Origin of the sequence: Microbacterium sp. BE35, assembly GCF_031457705.1 — a bacterium.
In the GTDB taxonomy this organism is placed as follows: domain Bacteria; phylum Actinomycetota; class Actinomycetes; order Actinomycetales; family Microbacteriaceae; genus Microbacterium; species Microbacterium trichothecenolyticum.
In genome coordinates this window covers 1,124,667-1,146,481 of sequence record NZ_JAVDXD010000002.1, presented here as the reverse complement: position 1 = coordinate 1,146,481, position 21,815 = coordinate 1,124,667, and the positions used below count along the sequence as shown (strand labels likewise).

Here is a 21,815-nt window from a genome sequence, read left to right as displayed (position 1 = left end):
AAAATTGGCATTTGACAAGTGCACGCTGTTGAGTTCTCAAAGATCGGACGCACCAACGATCCGGCTTCACAGCCATCACCGCAGGGCAACTTCACTATCTTATCCCACCCGACCCGTCTGTCAAACCGACACGCCGTGATCTTCAGATCATTCGGCTCGTCGGCGACCGCGGTCTCCGAGGCAGGAAACCCCATCCTCGACCCGCACGCGGGACGCTCGAACGAGCATCGAAGGAAGGGGGGTGGTTCTCCGCTTGAGGGGGGAAGGCTCTCGGCCTCTCCGCTTCCCTGTGGGGCGAACAGGTATTACCTTACGTACGTCCTGGACGTCTCGTCGAATCGGGGGTGCAACCCGGGCGTGTCGCACCCCGCAACCGCGCAATCATGCGGGACTCGTCACTCCGAGCGCGTGTCGCCTGCGCACCTGCACCAGAACGCACAGCGCGATGGTGATCGCTCCCCACGCCGCGCACGCGGGCGGAAGCACGCGGTAGCCCAGGTGGGCGAAGGTGAACTCCGCGTCGAGCGGGCCGAGGATCGCGAGGCCCCACACCCACGTCGCCAACAGCATCACCGGCAGCGACACCCACCACGCCCATCGGACCCACGAGGGCATCATGCGCGGAGCCGGCGACTCGGGGTCACGGCGCACCAGCCACACCAGCATCCAGATCCCGATGACCGCCAGTCCGATCGCGCTCGAGCCGTGCTGCAGCCACCTGAAACCCGGGAGCGGTCCCCAGTCGGACTCCAGTGCCGGGATCGCCGTCGTCCCCCATCGCCCCTCATGGGTGAACAGGTCCCACACGATGTGGCTCACGACACCGACCACCAGTGAGAGGACCAGCAGCAGCATCCCCCTCCACGACACCCGCGCGGGTGTCCCCGAGATCGCCAGCGTCTCACGCAGGGCCGGGCCGGCGCCGGCGTCCCACTCCCCCGGCAGCCGCGCCGCCAGCCACCGCGGCGAGAGCTCGCGCACCGCCGGTCGCAGCAGCAGACGCCAGACCAGGAGCAGCGCGAACGCCAGCACGATCGTCGCCGGCAGCCACGCGAACGCGTGCGTCACGCCGTAATGCAGCGGCAGTCCGCGGACGAAGAGCGGCAGGTCCGGCGCCATCGCTCCTACCGCGATCGCTGCCGGCACCAGTCGCGTGCGCAGGAACGGCAGTGCGACGACGGCGTGGCTCGGGGTGAACGGCATCCGTCAGCCTTCCATCCCCGCAGCCACGCCGCTCGTGAACCGGCGTCAGCCGACGAACACGCCCGCGAGCGTCTTCTTGCCGCGACGAAGCACCGAGGCTCCGCCGGGCAGAGCGCCGGACACGGTCGCCGACTCGTCCTCGACCTTGACGCCGTCGAGCGACACACCGCCCTGGGCGATCGCCCGGCGGCCCTCCGACAGACTTGAGACGAGTCCGGTGTCGACGAGCGCCTGCACCACGTTCGTTCCAGGGGCGACGGTGGCGTTGGGCAGCTCTTCGAGCGCGTGACGCAGCGTGATCGCGTCGAGCGCGGCGAGGTCGCCCTGGCCGAACAGCGCCTCGGACGCGGCGATCACGGCGGCCGCAGCATCCGTCCCGTGCACGAACGCCGTGACCTCGAGGGCCAGGCGCTTCTGAGCGGCGCGGCGGAACGGCTCGGCCTCGACGAGGCGCTCGTACTCTTCGATCTCAGCGCGCGTGAGGAACGTGAAGATCTTGAGCCGCTCGATCACGTCGGCGTCGTCGGTGTTCAACCAGAACTGGTACATGCGGTACGGGCTGCACATCGCGGCGTCGAGCCAGATCGCGTTGCCCTCGCTCTTGCCGAACTTCGTGCCGTCGCTGTTGGTGATCAGCGGCGTGCCGATCGCGTGCACGTGCACGCCCTCGACGCGGTGGATGAGGTCCGTGCCGCTGGTGAGGTTGCCCCACTGGTCGCTTCCGCCGGTCTGCAGCACACAGCCGTACTGGCGGTACAGCTCGAGGAAGTCCATGCCCTGCAGGATCTGGTAGCTGAACTCGGTGTAGCTGATGCCGGCTTCGGAGTTCAGGCGCGCGGCGACCGCGTCCTTCTTGAGCATGGTGCCGACGCGGTAGTGCTTGCCGATCTCGCGCAGGAAGTCGATCGCGCTCATCGGCGCCGTCCAGTCCAGGTTGTTGACGATGCGCGCGGCGTTGTCGCCCTCGAAGCTCAGGAACCGCTCGACCTGCGAGCGCAGGTAGCCGACCCACTCGGCCACGGTCTCTCGCGTGTTGAGGGTGCGCTCGGCAGAGGGACGCGGATCGCCGACGAGTCCGGTCGAGCCGCCGACGAGTCCGAGCGGCTTGTGGCCCGCGAGCTGCAGGCGGCGCATCGTCAGAAGCTGCACGAGGTTTCCGAGGTGCAGACTCGGCGCGGTCGGGTCGAAGCCGCAGTAATACGTGATCGGGTCCCCGGAGAGAAGGGCGCGCAGCGCCTCCTGATCGGTGGACACATGCACGAGCCCACGCCACACGATCTCGTCCCACACGTTCTCGAACGCCGGGTCGATCGCGGGCGCAGTCGCGCTCACGACGGTTTCAGACACGCCCGCCAGGCTATCAGCGACGGATGCCTCGCCCCGCCGGCGCATGGTCGGTGCGGCGCCGCGCGGTCCGACGGAGAGACAGTGCAATAACTTGAGTCTCTCAGCTTAATCAGTAGTGTATTAAGCTTAGAGGCTTGTTCGGCTGAGGCCCTCAACCTAAACTTCGCCTCAGTTAAGCTCTCACGCATAAGGAGGGCGCATGTTCGTGATCACCAGTGACCAGCGCGACAGCCGGAGCAGCGCAGACCTCGTACCCTCGGCTCTGACATCCATCCACGCCAAGGGACACCAGGGGCTCGCACTGGCCCCCGAGCGCACCGCGGGCGACGAGGTCCAGGTCGCAGTGGCCGACGCCGGAGCGCTGCTCGAGATCGTGCTCGACCTGACCCGCTCGGGTCGATGGAGCGTCGGGGTCGGCGTCGGCGAGGTCGAATCGCCGCTGCCCGACAGCGTACGGGCCGCACGCGGCGAGGCCTTCGTGAACGCGCGTGATGCGGTCGACCGTGCAAAGAAGGCCGCCACCCGCGTTGCGATCACCGCACCCGAGGACGGGGGCGACGCCGAGGCGCTCGTGCGGCTGCTGGTCGAGTTGCGCGATCGACGCACCGCCGAGGGGTGGGAGGTCTACGACCTGCTCGCCGAGGGGATCACGCAGCGCGAAGCCGCCGCGCGCCTCGGAATCTCGGAGGGCGCGGTCAGCCTGCGCGTGAAGTCGGCGGGGATTCGGACGGAGGAGGCAGCGGTGCCCGCGCTCGTCCGCGTGCTCGCGCGGCTGAGTCCGGGGCCCGTGCCAGACTGACGCCATGGTCTCCCCGGACGTGATCCTCGTCGCCGCGCTCACGATCTTCCTGTTCCTCGCGCTCTGCGGCGCACTCGTGCTCGTGGTGATCAGCCTCCGCAAGCCCTCGACGATCCCGCTGGTCGTCGCGGGCGTGCTCGTCGTCCTGTGCCTGCTCGCGGTGACGGTGTCCCCCGTCAACGTGCCGCTGCTCCTCGGGCTGGGCATCGCCATGCTCGGCACCGCCCTCGGAGTGCTCGGCGGCAACCCGATCACGCGGCGCACCCTCGAGATCGCGAGCCACGGGCGCGTCGAAGAGGGCGACAACGGCGGCATCCTCCTGCGCGCGCCGTCGCTGCCGGGAGCCGTCGCCGGCGAGGGCGCCGTCCGCGAGGTGATGCGCGGAGGCACGACGATCGGCTATCTCGAGCGCGTCGCAGTGACGCTCGGGATCATCGCCGGATTCCCCGAGGCGATCGCCGTGGTCGTGGCGCTCAAGGGCATCGGCCGATTCTCGGAGCTCGCGACCGCCGAGGCGCGCGAGCGCTTCATCATCGGCACGCTCTCCAGCCTGGTGTGGGCGTGCGTCGTCGCGGCCTTGGTGCGCCTCGCGATCTGGTGATCTGGTGATCTGGTGATCTGGTGATCTGATGATCGCGAGGGGCTTTCGCCGCTGAGGCCTAGAGTCCGAGTGCGTGCGCGGCGTCCTGAACGCGCTGGACGAGCTCGGCCCGCTGCTCGGCCACCCGCACGGGGGCCGTGCCGCCGACGCCGGTGCGGCTCGCGACCGAGCCCTCCACGCTCAGCACCTCCCGGACCTCGGGCGTGAGGCGCTCGGAAACGCCGGCGAGCTGCGCGTCGGAGACCTCGTGCAGTTCGAGCCCGTTCTCCTCGCACACTCGGACGAGGTGCCCCGAGATCTCGTGGGCGTCGCGGAACGGGACGCCCCGCTTCACGAGCCACTCGGCGACGTCGGTCGCAAGCGAGAACCCCTGCGGAGCAAGCGCCGCCATGCGGTCGGTGTGGAAGCGCATGGTCGCGACCATGCCGGCGAACGCGGGCAGCACCGTCTCGAGGGTTCGCACGGAGTCGAACACCGGCTCCTTGTCCTCCTGCAGATCGCGGTTGTATGCGAGCGGGAGGGCCTTGAGGGTCGCGAGCAGACCGCTGAGGTTGCCGATGAGCCGGCCGGCCTTGCCGCGAGCGAGCTCGGCGATGTCGGGGTTCTTCTTCTGCGGCATGATGCTCGAGCCGGTCGAGTAGCCGTCGTCGAGCGTCACGAAGCCGAACTCGCGCGTGTTCCAGAGGATGATCTCCTCGGCGAAGCGCGAGACGTCGATGCCGATCATGGCCGTGATGAATGCGAACTCTGCGACGACGTCGCGCGAGGACGTGCCGTCAAGGGAGTTCTCCGCCGGACGATCGAGCCCGAGTTCGCGCGCGACGAGCTGCGGGTCGAGGCCGAGAGTCGAGCCGGCGAGCGCGCCGCCGCCGTACGGCGACACCGCCGCGCGCGCCGACCAGTCGCGCAGGCGCTCCAGGTCGCGAACCAGCGGCCACGCGTGGGCCTGCAGGTGGTGCGCGAGGAGCACGGGCTGTGCGTGCTGCAAGTGGGTGCGGCCCGGCATGATCGCCTCGGGGTGCGCGTCGGCCTGGGCCACGAGCGCGTCGACGAGGCGGAGGGTCTCACGCGCAATCGTCCGCGAGTGGTCGAGCAGGTACATCCGCACGAGCGTCGCGATCTGGTCGTTGCGGCTGCGACCGGCGCGCAGCTTTCCGCCGAGATCGGCGCCGACGACGCCGATCAGCGCCTGCTCGAGAGCGCCGTGGACGTCTTCATCGGATGCCGCGGGCCGAAGCGTCCCGTCGGTCACGCCTCGTGCGAGCTCATCGAGGCCCTCGTGCATGGACTGCTCTTCGTCGGCCGTGAGATACCCCGCCGCGGCGAGCGCCTTCGCGTGGGCGTGGGAGCCGGCGATGTCGTACAGTGCGAGATCCCAGTCGAAGTGGGTCGATCGGCTCAGCTCGGCGAGCGCCGGGGACGGCCCCGACGCGAAGCGGGCTCCCCACAGTGCGCCTTCGTTGGTACCGCCGTCGCCCTTCGATTCACTCACTCGACCAGCCTACCGACGCACCACCCACCCGACCGCCGGTATGTCACCGTCGCCGATCGGCGGCAGCATCCATGCGGGGACCTCGTCCGGCGGGGACGGCGAAGCGCGAGGCCGAATCGAGCAGCGTCTCGAGCGGGCCGCGGCCGACCAGGAGCGCCCACGCCGTGCACAGCACGACTGTGCCGATGGTGAGCGGCCAGAAGGGCAGCAGCGCGCGGAAGCCGGCGAGATCGCCGACCCGGTCCAGCACCGCGGCGGCGACGGCGGCCCACACCAGGAGCTGGAGTGTGTACGCGGTCAGCGGCATCGCGCCGACGGCGCGCAGCGGCAACACGACCCACGCGAGGAACGTGCGGCACACGAGCAGGCACACCCCGAGCACGGCGAGTGCGAAGCCGCCGGAGCCGATCACCTCGAGCAGGCCGGTCGAGTGCGGTCGGACGGTCCACAGCGCTCCGAGGTACGACGCCGCCTCAGCCCCGGGATCCGCGCCGGTCGCGGCACCGAGTCCATAGCCGAGCGCGGCGAGCAGGGCGCCGGCGACGACGAGCCGCACCTGCACCCGCAGCCGGGCCACGCCGGCGCGGGCGACGCCGAGGCCGGCCACGACGAACACGATCCACGTCGTGAACGGGTAGTGCCACCCGAGTCCGAGCGACACCGGGCCGCCGATCGGGGTGCTCCAGAACGGGAGCGCATCGAGAACGATCTGCACGAACGGCATGACCAGTGCCAGCCCCGCGGCGAGCGGCAGCAGCACGCGCGCCGGCAGGGACGTCAGCGGCAGCGCCAGCAGGAACATCAGCGCATAGGCCGGAAGGATCACGAACACAGGCACGCCGGTGGCGATGAGCAGGATGCCGAGCACCCAGAGCAGTCCTGCCCGCACGGCGAGCCGCCCTCGCGCGGTGCTCATCGCATCGCCCGTGAGCGGCGTCCTGGCTCCGGTGACCAGCCCGATCGAGACCCCCGCGAGCGTCGCGAACAGGATCGAGGAACGTCCCGACACGACGGCGATCCACGTGTCGGGCTCGAGCACGTCGAACGGCTCCGTGATCGAGAGCAGGTGCGCGGCGAACATGCCGAGCACCGCGAGACCGCGCGCGAGATCGACCCCGTCGATGCGCGCGGGACCGTTCAGGCGCTCCCAGCGCGTGGCGAGCCAGCCGTCGGCGCGCGGCGCGGAGCGCTCAGTGTCGCTCAGCCCTGGCCCGCTCACCGATCGGGCGCTCTCAGTCCTGGCGGAGGAGCCAGACGAGCAGGGCCTTCTGGGCGTGGAGCCGGTTCTCGGCCTCGTCCCACACCACGCTCTGCGGGCCGTCGATCACCTCTGCGTCGACTTCGTAGCCACGGTCGGCGGGCAGACAGTGGATGAAGATCGCGTCGTCCTTCGCGAGCCCCATGAGCTCCTGGGTCACCTTGTACCCGCCGAGGTCGCGGAGGCGCTCGAGCTTCTCCTCCTCCTTGCCCATCGATACCCACGTGTCGGTGACGATGACGTCGGCACCGGCCGCCGCCTCGTTGGCGTCGGTGTAGAGGGTGACCGAGCCGCCGGTCTCGGCCGCGCGGCGGTCGGCGTCGGCGATCACGTCGTCCCGCGGCGCGTACGCCTCGGGCGAGGCGACGCGCACGTGCATGCCGGCGGTCACACCGGCCAGCACGTACGAGTGGGCCATGTTCGACTTGCCGTCGCCGAAGAACGACAGGGTGAGCCCGGCCAGGTCGCCCTTGTGCTCCTTGATGGTGAGCAGGTCGGCGAGCAGCTGGCACGGGTGGAAGTCGTCGCTCAGGGCATTGACGACGGGCACACGGGTGCCCTCGGCCATCTGCTCGAGGCCGGCCTGTGCGTATGTGCGCCACACGATGGCCGCCACCTGGCGCTCGAGCACGCGTGCCGTGTCGGCCGGGGTCTCCTTGCCGCCGAGCTGGCTGTTCGCGGTCGAGATGATGAGCGGCGAGCCGCCGAGGTCGGCGATGCCGACCGCGAACGAGACGCGCGTGCGGGTCGAGGACTTGTCGAAGATGACCGCGACGGTCTGCGGACCTTCGAGGGGCTTGAGCTTCCAGCGGTCCTCCTTCAGCGCGACCGCGAGATCGAGGATCTCGTCCTGCTCGGCCTGCGTCAGGTCGTCGTCGCGCAGCAGGTGGCGGGTCATGCGGGAACCTCCGTCGACGCATCGAGCACGAGCGCGTCCTCGACGGTGCGCAGGGTCGCGGTGAAGAGCTCGACGAACTCGTCGATCTCGACGTCGCCGATCGTCAGGGCGGGGACGAGGCGGATGGTCTCGTCGTTCGGTGCGTTGATCACGAGACCATGCTCCTGCGCCGCCGCGACGAGCGCCTTCGAGACAGGATGCGTCAGCCCGATGCCGATCAGCAGGCCCGAGCCGCGGCATCCGTCGATCAGATCCGAGTCGATGCCCTCGATCGCCGCCCGCAGCTGTGCACCGCGCTCCGCGGCGTTGCGCACCAGCTCTGCCCGCTCGATCTCGCCGAGCACGGCGCCCGCGACGGCGGTGCCGAGCGCGTTGCCACCGAAGGTCGAGCCGTGCGTGCCGGGGTAGAACAGCTCACTCGCAGCGCCGAACGTGATGAGCGCTCCGATCGGGAAGCCGCCGCCGATGCCCTTGGCGACCGTGATCGCGTCGGGGGTGACGCCCTCGTGCTGGAAGGCGAACCACTCCCCCGTGCGACCGGCGCCGGTCTGGATCTCGTCGATGATGAGGAGCGCGCCATGGCGCTCGGTGAGCTCGCGCGCCGCCGCGAGGTAGCCCTCAGGCAGCGGGATCACGCCGGCCTCGCCCTTGACGGGCTCGACGAACAGTGCCGCGACGCGGTCGTCGATCGCGGCCTCGAGCGCGTCGACAGTGGAGTCGATGAACTCGACGCCGGGGGTCATCGGGAGGAAGGGCTCCTGCATGTAGGGCTTGCCGGTGAGGGCGAGCGTGCCCATCGTGCGGCCGTGGAACGCGTCGGTGAGCGCGAGGATGCGCGGGCGCTCGGCGCCGCCGTGGAGGCGGGCGAGCTTGAACGCAGCCTCATTCGCCTCGGCGCCGGAGTTGCCGAAGTACACGCGGCCCTCGTCGCCGGTGCCGGCGAGGCGCTTCAGGGTCGCGGCCAGCGCGAGCTGCGGTGGCGTCGCGAAGTAGTTCGAGACGTGCGCCAGCGTCGCAGCCTGCGCGGCGATCGCGTCGACGAACACCGGGTGTGCGTGGCCGAGCGAATCGACCGCGATCCCCGCGAGGAAGTCGAGGTAGCGCTTGCCGTCGGCGTCCCACAAGTACGAGCCCTCGCCCCGCACGAACATCTGCATGCGAGCACCGAAGCTCTTCACGAGGTCGCGCCCCGCATCGTCCTGCCACGTCATCCGAGCACCACCTCTGTTCCGATTCCCTTGCTGGTGAAGATCTCCACGAGTACCGAGTGCGGCACCCGCCCGTCGATGATGGCCGCGGTCTCGACGCCGCCCTCGACGGCCTCCAGGCACGCCGCCATCTTCGGGATCATGCCCGATTCGAGCGTGGGCAGCATCGCCTTCAGCTCCGTCGAGGTCAGGTGCGACACGAGCGAGTCGCGATTGGGCCAGTCGGCATAGAGCCCCGCGACGTCGGTGAGCACCACGAGCTTCGCCGCGCCGAGCGCGACGGCGAGGGCGGATGCCGCGGCATCCGCGTTCACATTCAGCGAGTGTCCCGGGTGGTCGAGGTCGGGCGCGATGCTCGAGACGACGGGGATGCGGCCGGCCTCGATCTGATCGAGCACCGGCTGCGGATCGACCTCGACGACGTCGCCGACACGACCGAGGTCATGCTCGACGCCTTCGATGACGACGCCGCGGCGACGGCCGCCGAACAGGCCGGCGTCCTCACCGCTGAGGCCGGTCGCGACCGGTCCGTGCGCGTTGATCTTCGAGACCAGCTGCGGATTGATCTGGCCGGTGAGCACCATGCGCACCACCGAGATCGCCTCGGTCGAGGTGACGCGGTAGCCGCCCTTGAACTCGCTCGGGATCGCGAGGCGGTCGAGCATCGACGAGATCTGCGGGCCCCCGCCGTGCACCACGACGGGCTTGACCCCGACGTAGCGGAGGTAGGCGATGTCGGCGGCGAAGGCATCCTGCAGCTCTTCGCTGACCATCGCGTTGCCGCCGTACTTCACGACGACGATCTGGTCGCGGAAGCGCCTGAGCCACGGCAGCGACTCGATGAGGGTCACCGCCCTGGCGCTGGCTTCGCCGGGATCGGTCTCTTGCAGGTCGGTCATGAGGAGTACGCGCTGTTCTCGTGGACGTAGTCGTGGGTGAGGTCGTTGGTGAGGATCGTCGCCGTCGCCGCGCCGACCTTCAGATCGATCACCAGGCGGGTCGCTCGCGGCGTGAGGTCGACGGCTTCGCGCGGCGCGTCGGGACCCCCGGCGCTGCACACGCGCACGCCGTTCATCCACACGTCGACGTCGTACGGGTCGAACGCGGCCCGCGTCGTGCCGATCGCGGCGAGCACGCGGCCCCAGTTCGGGTCGTTGCCGAAGATCGCCGCCTTGAACAGGTTGTTGCGCGCGACCGACCGGCCGACCTCGACGGCGTCGTCCTCCGACGCGGCGTTGACCACCTCGATCGTGATGTCGTGGCTCGCACCCTCGGCGTCGCCCTGCAGCTGTTGCGCGAGATCCTGGCAGACCTCGGCGAGCGCCGCCGCGAACGCGTGGGGATCGGGGGTGACGCCGGAGGCGCCGCTGACCATGAGGGTGACCTGGTCGTTCGTCGACATGCAGCCGTCCGAGTCGAGCCGGTCGAAAGTGCGGCCGGTGGCGTCGCGCAGCGCAGCGTCGGCCTGTGCCGAATCCAGCACCGCGTCGGTCGTGATCACCACGAGCATCGTCGCGAGGCCGGGTGCCAGCATCCCGGCGCCTTTCGCCATGCCGCCGATCGACCAGCCGTCGCCGCTCGCGACCGCGCGCTTCGGCTTCGAGTCCGTGGTCATGATCGCAAGGGATGCTGCCTCCCCGCCGTCGGTGGAGAGCTCGGCGATGCCCTGCTCGGTGCCGGCGAGCACCTTGGCGCGGAACACCTCGTCCCCGGTGCCGATCAGGCCCGTGGAACAGACCAGGATGTCTCCGGCGCTCACCTGGAGCAGCTCGGCGGCCGTCTCGGCGGTCTGATGCGTCGTCTGGAAGCCGAACGAGCCCGTGAAGCAGTTCGCCCCACCGGAGTTGAGGACGATCGCCTCCACCACGCCGTCGCGGATGACCTCCTGCGACCACATGATCGGGTTGGCCTTCGCGCGGTTGCTCGTGAAGACGGCGGCACCGACCTTGAGCGGACCGCGGTTGACGACGACCGCCACATCGGGTCTGCCGGTCGACTTCAGGCCGACGGCGACGCCCGCCGCCTCGAATCCCTGGGGCGCGGTGACGCTCACGGCGCGACTCCGTTCACGGTGAGCGCGGTGCCCTCGGCGAGCCCCAGCGCGATGTTCATGGACTGCACGGCGGCTCCGGCCGTGCCCTTGACGAGGTTGTCGACCGCGGTGACGACCGTCACCCGGTTCGCCGCGCGGTCTATCGCGAGGCCCATCAGCGCCGTGTTGGCACCGAGGACGTCGGCCGTGCGCGGGAAGTGCCCCGCCGGCAGCAGCTGCACGAACGTCTCGTCGCCGTACGCGGACTCCCACGCGGCGCGGATCTCGTCGTCGGTCACGCCGGGAGCGATCGGGGCGGTGGAGGTCGCGAGGATGCCCCGCGACATCGGCACCAGCACGGGGGTGAAAGAGATCCGGATTCCTTGGTCCGGTGAGTCCGCACCCGGCTCGATCGCTGCGGTGCGCGCGGCGGCGAGGGCCTGGCGGATCTCGGGGATGTGCCGGTGCGTACCCCCGACGGCGTACGGGTTGGCCGTGCCGAGGATCTCGCTGCCGAGAAGGTTGGTCTTGAGGCTCTTGCCCGCCCCCGACGGGCCGACGGCGAGCACCGTGACGATGTCGGAGGGGTCGATGACGCCGGCAGCGACACCTGGCGCGAGACTCAGGCTCACCGTGGAGGCGTTGCAGCCCGGAGCCGCGATGCGGGATGCGCCTACGAGCCTCTCGCGCTGCTTCGTGCCGGCCACCGGAAGCTCGGGAACGCCGTAGACCCACGGCTCGTGGAAGTCGCCCCCATAGAAGCGATCCCAGTCGGCGACCGACTCGAGCCGGTGGTCGGCTCCCGCGTCGATCACGAGGGGCGTGTCGCCGAGGGCGTCGGTGTACTGCCCGGACTGGCCGTGAGGCAATGCCAGGAAGACGATGTCGTGACCGGCGAGCACGTCGGGTGAGGTCTCGGCGAGGGTCAGGTGCGCGAGGGAGCGCAGGTGCGGCTGGTGCTGGATGAGCGGCTGTCCCGCGTTGGAGTGCGCGGTCACGGTGCGGATCTCGACGTCGGGATGCGCGGCGAGGATCCGCAGGATCTCGCCGCCCGCATAGCCGGATGCGCCGGAGACGGCGACCGAATATGTCATGGATTCCACCTTAGAGTCTGGGGCTGAGGGCCGGAGACGGCGACGCCCACTCGCGACGGTCCATGACAGGACGGCGTGCGGGGTCGCCTAGAGTCGGCGCTCGCCCAGACGGCGTCGGCGCGCGGGAGCGACGCTCGGAACGAGCGTCGAGAGTCCCTGGGTCGCCGAAGGCATGGGCCGACGATAGCCGCCGGGCCGCGGCATCCGCAAATCCGCTCGTCCAGGGCGGCTCTTGACGCAAAGTACTTTGCGCTGCAAACTACTTTGCATGGACGACGAAACGGATGCCGCGAACGACCCGCGCCGGATGCTCGACCTCATCGACACGACCCGTCGTGAGGCCGTCCGTCGCATCACCGGTCGCTACGCCGGGCTGCTGGTGCTCTGGGCGATCGCATGGGGCGTCGGGTTCGGTGCGCTCTGGCTCACCGGCGGGGTCGGAGGCGTCGACGTGCTCCCCACCGCAGTCGGCTGGTGGATCTTCGCAGGTGCGCTCGTCATCGCGATCGTGTGGTCGGCAGTGGTCGGCATCCGCGCGGGCAGCGACGGGATCCGCGGGCGCAGCCAGCTGCAGGGAGCTTTGTACGGCTGCTCGTGGACGATCGTCATGGTGGCGGCGTGGGGGCTGATCTCGGGCCTGCAGAGCAACGGCCTGTCGCAGGAGCTCTCGCAGCTGCTGTACCCGAGTCTCTACATCTTCCTGGTGGGCGTGCTCTATCTGTCAGGCGGCGCCGTGTGGCGGGCGGTGCCGATGTACATCCTGGGCGGCTTCCTCATCGTGATCGCCGTCGTCGGGCTCTTCTTCGGCGCGCCGACCCACTTCCTCGTCTACGCGATCGCCGGACCCGTTGCGATGCTCATCGTGGCCGCGCTCATGCTCTGGGGACCGGTCGCACCCGGTGCCGCGGAGCGGTCATGAACGAACTCGACCCGGTCATCCACGCCCCGGCACGGCTGCGCATCATGACGACGCTGGTCGAGGTGCTCGGGGACGGCGACACGATCACCTTCCCGGCGCTGCAGAAGCTCCTGGGCATGACCGCGGGCAACCTCACCACCCATCTCGCCAAGCTGTCGGATGCCGGGTACGTCGAGGTCGCGAAGTCGTTCGCCGGCCGCAAGCCCGTCACCGAGATCACACTCACCCACGCCGGGCGCGGAGCGTTCCGCGCATATCGCACGCAGCTGCTCGCGCTCCTCGGAGGATCCGCATGACCGCAGTCGTCCACACCGAAGCCCTCACACGGCGATTCGGGGACACCGTCGCCCTCGACGGTGTCACGCTCGACATCCACGCCGGGGAGTGCGTCGGCCTCCTCGGGCCCAACGGGGCCGGCAAGACGACCCTGCTCTCCCTCGTCGAGGGCCTGCGGCCGCCGACCTCCGGTGTGGTGCGCCTCTTCGACGGCGATCCGCGCACCCCGGCGAGCCGCGCGCGGCTCGGATCCACGCCGCAGGCCACCGCGCTGCCGGAGGCGCTCAAGGTGCGCGAGGTGCTGCGGTTCGTCGCATCCCACTACCCCGCCCCGGGCCCGGTGGATCGCGTCATCCGGGAGTTCGACCTCGGCCCGCTGCTCGCGAAACAGTGCGGGGCGCTCTCGGGGGGCCAGCAGCGTCGCGTCGCGGTCGCCCTCGCCTTCGTCGGCGACCCCGAGCTCGTCCTCCTCGACGAGCCGACGACCGGCCTCGATGTCGACGCCCGGCGCTCGCTCTGGGAGGCCGTGCGGACCCGCCATCGCGAAGGCGCCGCCGTCGTCGTGACCAGCCATCACCTCGAGGAGATCGAGCAGCTGGCGGAGCGCGTCGTCGTCATCGACCACGGCGTGGTGCGGGCCGACGACACGCTCGCCGCCGTGGTGGCGGGCGTGAGCCGCCGCCGCGTGACCCTGCGCGGGGTCACCGTCGCAGGCATCCTCGCACTCGATCCCGAAGCGGCCGTCGCCGCGGACCCGGACGACGGCCTCGTGACCGCGGTCGTCTCGGACTCCGACGCGCTCATCCGGGCGCTCGTCGCGTCCGGCGCCCCCTTCACCGACCTGACGGTGCGGGGAGCATCCCTCGAAGAAGCCTTCCTCACGATCACGAAGGGAGCGATGGTCTGATGTCGACGCTGACGCTCGCTGCCGTCCACACGAAGTACAACCTCTTGGAGACCATGCGCGTGCCGATCGCCGTGATCGGATCGCTCGTGTTCCCGACGCTCGCGTTCTGCCTGTTCGTCCTGCCGCAGCGCATGGTCGTCGACGAACCCGATTTCGCGACGGCCGCCATCGCGTCGATGGTCGTTTTCGCTTTCATGTCGGCGAGCCTGTTCAGCATCGGCCTGGACATGGCGGATCAGCGCTCCAAGGCCTGGTGGCCCTACCTGCGCACGCTCCCGGGCTCGCCGGCGGCGCGGATCATCGGGCTGATGGCGGCGACGCTCGTCGTCTCGATCCTCGCGATGATCCCGCTCCTGATCGTCGGTGGGATCTTCACCGCAGCAGCCGTGCACCCCGGGGATCTGTTCGCGGCGATCGGGCTGGCGGTCCTCACGGCGGTGCCCTCGGCACTGCTCGGGACGATCATCGGCACGACCGCCGGGCCGAAGGCTGCGATCGCCATCACACAGGTGGTGATGTTCCTGCTCGCGTTCGGCGGCGGACTGTTCCTCCCCCCGATCCTGTTCCCCGAATGGCTCGACCTCGCCTCGAAGTTCCTGTGGGTGCGCGAAGCACGCGAGATCGTCATCGCGGCCGCCCTCGGCGAGAGCGCGCCGCTGTGGGCGGTGCTCGGCATCCTCGCGTGGACCTTGGTGCTGGGGGTCCTCGCGGTCTGGCTGTACCGACGCGACGAAGGTCGTCGCTACCGCTGAGCCTCGCCGAGCAGAGCGAGTTCATCGGGCCGGGTGAGCCCGGCCAGGCGCTCGCGATCGAGACCTCGAGCGCGCTCGTCGCCGAGGGTGCGCTCGAGGGTCTCGCGCAGCGGACGCAGGTGCCCGCCCAGGAGCCGGTACAGAACATTGGAGCGGGTCCAGAACCCGGGCATTCCGCCCGGCAGCCACAACGGCAGCGACCGCGTCCCCATCCAGTACGCGACATCGTGCTCTTCGAGCCAGTCGTCGTCCGCGGCGACGAGGGCGCCGGAATGACCGGCGATGGCGCGCGCCTCCGCGAAGAGCCGGTCGAGGCCGACCGGGTCGCCCACCGCGTTCACGACCCCCGTCCACTTCTCGCGCCCCACGGCCTGCACGAACACCGCGAGGTCGTCGACGTCGATCACCTGCGCACCCCGATCGACCGTCTCGGGCACGAGCACGTCGTCCGTCGCAGCGAGAGCGAATCGGCCCACCCAGTATCCGAATCGATCGGTCGGGTCGCCGGGTCCCACGATCAGCCCCGGCCGCACGATGGCGGCGCGGAACGCGAGACCGGCGCGGACGGATGCCTCTGCCCGCACCTTCGCGCGACCGTAGCCCTCGTCCTCGCCGGGGCCGGCGAGTGTCAGCAGGCCGGCGGACTCGTCGGCGCCGGGCGCGTCGTCGGCGGCGTAGACCGAGACCGTCGATATGTACGTCCAGTGCCGCGTGCGCTCCCCCAGCGCCGTCACGGCCCCGGCGACATGGTCGGGGTTCGACGACACGTCGACGATCTCGTCCCACTCGCGGCGCGCGACCTCGTCGTACGCGTCTTCGCGGTTGCGATCACCCACGACGAGCGCCGTCCCGTACGGTGCGTCGCGTCCGCCTCGGGCGAGGCAGGTGACGACGGCGCCGGCATCCGCCCACCTCTCGGCGATGCGCCCGCTCAGCCAGCCCGTCCCGCCCAGCACCAGTACGTCGGTCACGCCTCCACCCAACCAGATGCACCGTGCCGAGGCATCCCTCTCCGCCGAGGGCAGAACGTCAGGCGTGGCTGCGGAGGAAGGTCGTCACGCGCTCCCAGGCGTCGGCCGCGTCGGTCGGGTTGTACCGGCGGCCGGTGTCGTTGAAGAACGCGTGCGCCGAGTCGGGGTACACGACGGCCGTGAAGTCGACGCCGGCCTCCGCCATCGACTCGGTCACAGCGGGAAGGGCGTCGATGAGCGCGGGGTCGCGCTGCCCGTAGACGGCCAGCACCGGCGCGGAGATATCGGCGATACGGTCCGCCGGCGGCGCCGTGCCGTAGAAGGGCGCGACGGCGCGCACGCGGTCGTCGTGCGCAGCGATGAGGAACGCGTAGGTCCCGCCGAAGCAGAAGCCCGTCGCGGCGATCCGGTCGTCGACCCCGGGCTGCTCCGTCAGCCAGTCGACCGTCGCGCGAAGAGCGGCCACCGCCCAGTTCGCGTACTCGGGTGCACGCATGCCGGACAGGGCCTCGCGCATGCGCGGCTGCGCCGCGGTGCGGGTCTCCTCGTCATCGCTGTTCATCAGCGCGAAGAGCTCCTCGCCGAGCGCCGGTGCCACGCCGCCGTGACTCAGGATGTCGGGCGCCGCGACCAGCCATCCCTCGGCGGCGAAGCGGTCGGCCACGTCGGTGATGTGACCGACCAGGCCCCAGATCTCGTGGATGAGCACGAGACCCCCGATCGGCTCGCCCGCAGGGCGGGCGACGTAGACGTCGATGAGCCCGCCGTCGGCGAGCGGCACCGTGACCATCTCGGGCATCGGGCACCTCCGGTACGGATGCTACTCGCGCAGCGTCGCCCCGAAACGCTCGGTCGCGACGGCCACCCCCGCCAGCTTCGCCTCGGTCGCCTCGGCGGCCGTGAGCGTGCGGTCGGTGGCGCGGAATCGGAGCGCGAACGTCAGGCTCTTCTCGCCCTCGGGCACGCCCTGTCCGCGATAGTCATCGACCAGGCGCACCGACTCGAGGAGTTCGCCGGCGCCGGAGACGAGCGCACCGCGCACCTCGGCGGCCGGGACGTCGGCGCCGAGCACCAGCGACACGTCCTGCGTCGCTGCCGGGAACCCCGACAGCGAAGCCGCGACGACCTTGTCCCCCGCAAGCGAGAGCACGAGATCGAGATCGAGCTCCGCCACGATGACGCGACCCGGAAGATCGGACGCCTCGGCCACCGCCGGCAGCAGCTCGCCGACGTAGCCGACCTCGGTGCCGTCAACGGACAGCACGCCGGTGCGGCCCGGGTGCAGCGCGGCGCGCTGACCCTGGGCGACATCGATCGTGACGCCCGCGGCTGCCGCGATCGTTCGGACCGCATCGAGGGCGTCGGCGAGGTCGGCCGTCACCGGCGCGACGCCGGGCTGCTTCGCGACCAGGCTGCCCGTGAGCAGCACGGCGACGTGGCGGTGCTGCGGCGGGATCGAGGCGTCGAGCTCGGCAAGGGTCGCGGCATCCGGTCGCACCGCCAGCGGCGGCACGAACGACGTTCCGTACCGCACGCCGACCTTCGGGAGGAAGACGACGCCGGTCTCGAAGAGCGACAGGTCCGTGAAGCCGCGCGATACATTGCGGTGCGCGACCTGCAGAAGGCCCGGCACGAGCGAACGGCGCAGGAACGGAGCCTGCCCGTCGAGCGGGTTCGCCAGCTTGACGCTCGGGAGCTGCTCCCCCGACGCAGAGCCGTGGAGATCGTTCTGCTCCTCGCTGGTGAACCCGAACGACGGCGTCTCGACGAAGCCCGCAGCGGCGAGCGCGTTCGCCACACGACGACGGCCCTGCTGCGCGGCGGTGAGGCCACGGCCCGAGGGCGGCAGCGGCAGCACCGACGGGATGCGGTCGTAGCCCTCGATGCGGGCGACCTCCTCGGCGAGCGTCCACTTGTCGGTGAGGTCCGGGCGCCACGACGGCGGGATGACCTGCCATCCTTCGCTGCCCTCGGCGCCGACGACGTCGCAGCCGATGAGCCGCAGCGCGGCCTCGATCTGGCCCGGCGTGTAGTCGACGCCGATGAGGCGCTGAACGAAAGTCGGCGGAAGCTCGATGCCGGGGATGAACACCTCGGCGAACAGCGCGGCGCCGTACTCGTCGTCGCTGGTGCCGCCGGCGTACTCGACCATGAGGTCGGCTACGCGACGGGCGGCGACGAAGGGCACGAGCGGGTCGACGCCGCGCTCGAAGCGGCGGGAAGCCTCGCTCGGCAGCTTGTGCCGGCGAGCGGTGCGCGCGATCGACACGGTGTCGAACGTCGCGGCCTCGATGAGCACGTTGCGGGTCGCCTCGCCCATCTCGGTCGTGCCGCCGCCCATGACGCCGGCGAGGCCGATCGGGCCAGAGTCGTCCGTGATGAGCAGGTCTTCCGGGTCGAGGGTGCGGACCTTGCCGTCGAGCGTCTCGAGCTTCTCGCCCGGCGTCGCCCGGCGCACGGTGATGCCGCCCTGCAGCTTGTCGAGGTCGTAGCCGTGGATCGGCTGGCCGAGCTCGAGCATCACGTAGTTGGTGATGTCGATGAGGATGCCGAGCGAGCGGACGCCCGCGAGGGACAGCCGCGAGATCATCCAGGCGGGGGTGGGCTTCGTGGGGTCCACGTCGCGCACGACCCGCGCCACGAACTCGGTGACTCCCGCGCGGCCGCGGATGGGGGCGAGGTCCTCGGCGCTCACGGGGAAGCCCGCACCGGGCGCGACGTCTTCCCACGTGCGCTCTGCCGGGTCGCGGAACGCGGCGCCGGTGGAGTGCGAGTACTCTCGCGCGACACCGCGGATGGACAGCGCATAGCCGCGGTCGGGCGTGACGTTGATCTCGACCGCGACGTCGTCGAGTCCCAGCAGGGAGATCGCGTCGGTGCCGACGGGCGCGTCGATGCCGAGTTCGACGAGCCGGAGGATGCCGTTGTGCTCGTCGCCGAGCCCCAGTTCGCGGGCCGAGGCGATCATGCCGTCCGACACGTGGCCGTACGTCTTGCGCGCGGCGATCGGGAACGGGCCGGGCAGCACCGCGCCGGGAAGGGTCACCACGACCTTGTCGCCGACGAAGAAGTTGCGGGCGCCGCACACGATGCCGTGCACCGCGTCGCCGCCGTCCGCGGCGGTCTCGCCGTCGGGCGCGACGCGCACCTGGCACCAGCGGATCGTCTTGCCGTTGGACTGCGGCTCCTCGACGAATTCGAGGACCTCGCCGACCACGATCGGACCCTGCAGCTCGAAGCGGTGGACATCCTCCTCTTCGAACCCGACGCGCACGAGCGCCGCGAGGACGTCCTCGGGCGCGGCATCCGCCGGGACGTCGACATACTCACGAAGCCATGAGAGCGGGACGCGCATCAGACCACCATTCCGAACTGCTCGCTGAAGCGGACGTCACCCTCGGCCATGTCGCGCATGTCCTGGACGTCGCTGCGGAACATGAGCGTCCGCTCGATCCCCATGCCGAACGCGAAGCCGGAGTACTCCTCAGGGTCGATCCCGGCCGCGCGCAGCACGTTCGGGTTGATCATGCCGCAGCCGCCCCACTCGATCCAGCGGGCGCCGCCCTTGAACGTGGGGTGCCACAGGTCGAGCTCGGCGGACGGCTCGGTGAAGGGGAAGAAGTTCGCACGGAAGCGCGTCTTCGCCTCGGCCCCGAACAGCACCTTGGCGGCGTGGTCGAGCGTGCCCTTGAGGTGCGCCATCGTGATGCCCTTGTCGACGACGATGCCCTCGAACTGGGTGAAGACGGGCAGGTGCGTCGCGTCGAATTCGTCGGTGCGGTACACGCGCCCGGGGCACAGGACGTAAAGCGGCAGGTCGCGCTCGAGCATCGAGCGCACCTGGACGGGGCTCGTGTGCGTGCGCATGACGAGGTGGCGCTCCACCGGATCGACGAAGAACGTGTCCTGCATCTGGCGCGCGGGGTGGTCGACGTCGAAGTTGAGCGCGTCGAAGTTGAACCACTCGTGCTCGAGCTCGGGACCCTCCGCGATCTCCCAGCCCATGCCGACGAAGATGTCGGCGATCTGCTCCTGCAGGAGGGAGATCGGATGCCGCGCCCCCACGCGCGCGCGAGCCGCGAGCGCCGTGATGTCGACGCGCTCCGCCTCGAGCCTCGCGACGGTCTCGGCCGCGGCGAGCTCCTCCTCGCGCGCGGCGAACGCCTGATTCACCCGGCCGCGGGCCTGACCGACGAGCTTGCCGAACTCGGCCTTCTTGTCGTTCGGCACGTCGCGCAGCCGCGCGTTGAGCTTCGCCAGCGGCGAGCCCTCCGCGGAGTGCGCGGAGCGCGCGGCCTTCAGCGTCGCGGTGTCGCCCGCGGCCGCGATGGCCTCGAGGGCGGCGTCGACGGCGGAGTTCACCGCCTCAGGCGTGATCTCAGTGGTTTCGGGAGCGTCGGACACGAGACACGAGTCTACCGACGGCTCGGGGCAGGACCGGCCCGCGTTCAGGCGCCTCCGCCGGTGCGGTAGTCGGATCCGTCATTGACGCGCTGCGCAACGATGAGCTCCGTGTCGGTGCCCGCCGGAGCGTTGGCGGCGGCGACTTGCGGCACGCGCGGCGAGCGGCGCGTGCGCTTCTCGACGAGGTAGGCCACGTATGACAGGGCGAGGCACAGCGCCACGTAGATGGAGCCGCCGATGATGGCCGATGGGATGAGCGGCGAGTTGTACAGCGCCTGCGAGCCGAGCAGCTTCACGAGGTAGAGCAGCTCATGGAACGTGATGATGAAGCCGAGCGCGGTGTCCTTCAGGGTGACGACGAGCTGCGAGATGATGACCGGCAGCATCGCGCGGACCGCCTGCGGGAGCAGCACGAGCCGCATCACTCCCGACTTGCGCAGCCCGATCGCATAGCCGGCCTCGCTCTGCCCGCGGGGCAGCGACTCGACGCCGGCGCGGATCACTTCGGCGAGCACGGAGCCGTTGTACGCGATCAGGGCGATGACGACCGCCCAGTACGGCGACATCTTGACGCCGATCACGGGGAGGCCGTAGTACAGCAGCATCATGAAGATCAGCACGGGGATGGCCCGCAGGATCTCGACGATCCAGCCCACGGGAATCCTCAGCCACGCATGATCGGACATGCGGCCGAGCGCCAGGACGAAGCCGAGCGCGATGGCGCCGACCGCCGCCACGGCGAACGCCGACAGCGTGTTCCACGTCGCCTCGAGGAACAGCATCCAGATCGAGGAGTAGGTGAAGAGCTCCCACTTCTCGGCACTGAACTGGCCGGTCTCGTAGAAGCGCCAGAGCACCCAGCCGATGAAGCCCAGCACGACGAGGATGGTCACCGCGCCGATGATGCGGTTGCGGACGACCGCCCGCGGACCGGGGAGGTCGTAGAGGACGGAGCTGCTCATCGGGCGATCCTCCACTTTCGCTCGAGGATGCGTTGGAGCCAGGCGAGCAGGAGCACCAGGACGACGAAGATCACCATCACCCACAGCAGCACGACGAGCTGGTTCTCGCCGCGCTCGCTGAGATTGGAACGTACGGTGCCGAGATTGACGACGGAGAAGCCCGCGGCGACCGTCGTGTTCTTGAGCAGGGCGATGAACACGCTCATCATCGGCGGGATGACCGACCGCGTCGCCTGCGGAAGCACGATGAGCGACATCACCTGTCCGAACGTGAGGCCGAGAGCGCGGGCGGCCTCGGCCTGCCCCACCGGAACGGTGTTGACGCCCGAGCGGATCGTCTCGGCGACGTAGGTCGCCGTGTAGATGCCGAGGGCGGCTGTCGCCAGCACGATCGGCGACACGCGCTGCTGCAGCATGATCGGCAGGCAGAACGCGAAGAAGAACATCACGAGCGTGAGCGGGGTGTTGCGGATCCAGTTCACGTAAACCCCGCCGACGGCGCGCGCGATCGGCACCGGCGACACGCGCATGGCTCCAACGATGAACCCGAGCACGAGCGCGATCAGCCCGCCGCCGAAGAACAGCACCAATGTGCCGACGATCGCCTCGCTCCACAGGTCGCCGTTGTCTGTGATGACTCCCATCGCACCGCCTTCCTCGTCCACACCGCCGCGGCAACCGACCTGCCGTGG

21 protein-coding genes are annotated in these 21,815 nt (G+C 70.2%); 6 read left to right on the top strand and 15 right to left on the bottom strand.

Annotated features, from left to right (window positions below; genetic code table 11):
* Positions 1-381: 381 nt before the first annotated feature.
* Positions 382-1,203, bottom strand: a complete 822-nt coding sequence (locus tag J2Y46_RS11285) for a DUF4184 family protein (protein ID WP_310242320.1) — start codon at positions 1,201-1,203, stop codon at positions 382-384.
* A gap of 45 nt (positions 1,204-1,248) precedes the next feature.
* The gene (gene tyrS, locus J2Y46_RS11280) at positions 1,249-2,595 is read right to left on the bottom strand and encodes a tyrosine--tRNA ligase (protein ID WP_396653176.1); all 1,347 of its coding nucleotides are present in this window, start codon (positions 2,593-2,595) and stop codon (positions 1,249-1,251) included.
* A 154-nt stretch (positions 2,596-2,749) separates the two neighbouring features.
* Here tyrS and J2Y46_RS11275 point away from each other — a divergent pair, with 154 nt between their 5' ends.
* Complete coding sequence (locus J2Y46_RS11275) at positions 2,750-3,349, top strand: hypothetical protein (protein WP_045297209.1); 600 nt, start codon at positions 2,750-2,752, stop codon at positions 3,347-3,349.
* 4 nt (positions 3,350-3,353) lie between these two features.
* Positions 3,354-3,950 (top strand): hypothetical protein, encoded by a 597-nt coding sequence (locus tag J2Y46_RS11270; RefSeq protein WP_045297211.1) that lies wholly within the window; start codon positions 3,354-3,356, stop codon positions 3,948-3,950.
* A 58-nt stretch (positions 3,951-4,008) separates the two neighbouring features.
* On the opposite strand, the gene argH is transcribed toward J2Y46_RS11270, so the two are convergent.
* Genes argH through argC form a run of 7 tightly spaced genes read right to left on the bottom strand, consistent with a single transcriptional unit; the run spans position 4,009 to position 11,932 of the window.
* Complete coding sequence (gene argH / locus J2Y46_RS11265) at positions 4,009-5,442, bottom strand: argininosuccinate lyase (RefSeq protein ID WP_310242316.1); 1,434 nt, start codon at positions 5,440-5,442, stop codon at positions 4,009-4,011.
* A gap of 43 nt (positions 5,443-5,485) precedes the next feature.
* Complete coding sequence (locus tag J2Y46_RS11260; RefSeq protein WP_310242314.1) at positions 5,486-6,661, bottom strand: heparan-alpha-glucosaminide N-acetyltransferase domain-containing protein; 1,176 nt, start codon at positions 6,659-6,661, stop codon at positions 5,486-5,488.
* A gap of 13 nt (positions 6,662-6,674) precedes the next feature.
* Positions 6,675-7,598, bottom strand: a complete 924-nt coding sequence (gene argF / locus J2Y46_RS11255) for an ornithine carbamoyltransferase (protein ID WP_310242312.1) — start codon at positions 7,596-7,598, stop codon at positions 6,675-6,677.
* Positions 7,595-8,809, bottom strand: coding sequence for an acetylornithine transaminase (locus J2Y46_RS11250; RefSeq protein WP_045297217.1), 1,215 nt, complete (start codon positions 8,807-8,809; stop codon positions 7,595-7,597). Before J2Y46_RS11250 ends, argF begins: the two co-directional genes overlap by 4 nt.
* On the bottom strand, positions 8,806-9,705 hold the full coding sequence (gene argB / locus J2Y46_RS11245; protein WP_045297219.1) for an acetylglutamate kinase: 900 nt from the start codon (positions 9,703-9,705) through the stop codon (positions 8,806-8,808). Before argB ends, J2Y46_RS11250 begins: the two co-directional genes overlap by 4 nt.
* Positions 9,702-10,859, bottom strand: a complete 1,158-nt coding sequence (argJ, locus tag J2Y46_RS11240; protein WP_045297221.1) for a bifunctional glutamate N-acetyltransferase/amino-acid acetyltransferase ArgJ — start codon at positions 10,857-10,859, stop codon at positions 9,702-9,704. Before argJ ends, argB begins: the two co-directional genes overlap by 4 nt.
* A complete protein-coding gene (gene argC, locus J2Y46_RS11235; protein WP_045297222.1) occupies positions 10,856-11,932 on the bottom strand; it encodes an N-acetyl-gamma-glutamyl-phosphate reductase in 1,077 nt (358 codons plus the stop codon). The genes argJ and argC overlap by 4 nt, the downstream gene beginning before the upstream one ends.
* A gap of 268 nt (positions 11,933-12,200) precedes the next feature.
* Between argC and J2Y46_RS11230 the strand changes: the two genes are divergently transcribed.
* Genes J2Y46_RS11230 through J2Y46_RS11215 form a run of 4 tightly spaced genes read left to right on the top strand, consistent with a single transcriptional unit; the run spans position 12,201 to position 14,786 of the window.
* Positions 12,201-12,851, top strand: a complete 651-nt coding sequence (locus tag J2Y46_RS11230; RefSeq protein ID WP_045297223.1) for a hypothetical protein — start codon at positions 12,201-12,203, stop codon at positions 12,849-12,851.
* A complete protein-coding gene (locus J2Y46_RS11225) occupies positions 12,848-13,147 on the top strand; it encodes a transcriptional regulator (RefSeq protein ID WP_045297224.1) in 300 nt (99 codons plus the stop codon). The genes J2Y46_RS11230 and J2Y46_RS11225 overlap by 4 nt, the downstream gene beginning before the upstream one ends.
* Positions 13,144-14,034: an ABC transporter ATP-binding protein gene (locus J2Y46_RS11220; RefSeq protein WP_310242306.1), complete on the top strand. Its 891-nt coding sequence runs from the start codon at positions 13,144-13,146 to the stop codon at positions 14,032-14,034. Before J2Y46_RS11225 ends, J2Y46_RS11220 begins: the two co-directional genes overlap by 4 nt.
* On the top strand, positions 14,034-14,786 hold the full coding sequence (locus tag J2Y46_RS11215; RefSeq protein ID WP_310242304.1) for an ABC transporter permease: 753 nt from the start codon (positions 14,034-14,036) through the stop codon (positions 14,784-14,786). Before J2Y46_RS11220 ends, J2Y46_RS11215 begins: the two co-directional genes overlap by 1 nt.
* On the opposite strand, the gene J2Y46_RS11210 is transcribed toward J2Y46_RS11215, so the two are convergent.
* From J2Y46_RS11210 to J2Y46_RS11185, 6 genes are read right to left on the bottom strand one after another with little or no spacing between them, the layout of a single operon-like run.
* Positions 14,777-15,757, bottom strand: coding sequence for an NAD-dependent epimerase/dehydratase family protein (locus tag J2Y46_RS11210; RefSeq protein ID WP_310242302.1), 981 nt, complete (start codon positions 15,755-15,757; stop codon positions 14,777-14,779). The two genes, J2Y46_RS11215 and J2Y46_RS11210, sit on opposite strands and share 10 nt — an antisense overlap.
* 58 nt (positions 15,758-15,815) lie before the next feature.
* Positions 15,816-16,556: a dienelactone hydrolase family protein gene (locus tag J2Y46_RS11205; RefSeq protein ID WP_310242300.1), complete on the bottom strand. Its 741-nt coding sequence runs from the start codon at positions 16,554-16,556 to the stop codon at positions 15,816-15,818.
* Between the two features lie 21 nt (positions 16,557-16,577).
* The gene (gene pheT, locus J2Y46_RS11200; RefSeq protein WP_045297234.1) at positions 16,578-19,112 is read right to left on the bottom strand and encodes a phenylalanine--tRNA ligase subunit beta; all 2,535 of its coding nucleotides are present in this window, start codon (positions 19,110-19,112) and stop codon (positions 16,578-16,580) included.
* Positions 19,112-20,161, bottom strand: coding sequence for a phenylalanine--tRNA ligase subunit alpha (gene pheS / locus J2Y46_RS11195; protein WP_045297236.1), 1,050 nt, complete (start codon positions 20,159-20,161; stop codon positions 19,112-19,114). The genes pheT and pheS overlap by 1 nt, the downstream gene beginning before the upstream one ends.
* A gap of 44 nt (positions 20,162-20,205) precedes the next feature.
* The gene (locus J2Y46_RS11190; RefSeq protein ID WP_045297240.1) at positions 20,206-21,123 is read right to left on the bottom strand and encodes an amino acid ABC transporter permease; all 918 of its coding nucleotides are present in this window, start codon (positions 21,121-21,123) and stop codon (positions 20,206-20,208) included.
* Positions 21,120-21,767, bottom strand: coding sequence for an amino acid ABC transporter permease (locus tag J2Y46_RS11185; protein ID WP_045297241.1), 648 nt, complete (start codon positions 21,765-21,767; stop codon positions 21,120-21,122). Before J2Y46_RS11185 ends, J2Y46_RS11190 begins: the two co-directional genes overlap by 4 nt.
* Between the last annotated feature and the right edge of the window lie 48 nt (positions 21,768-21,815).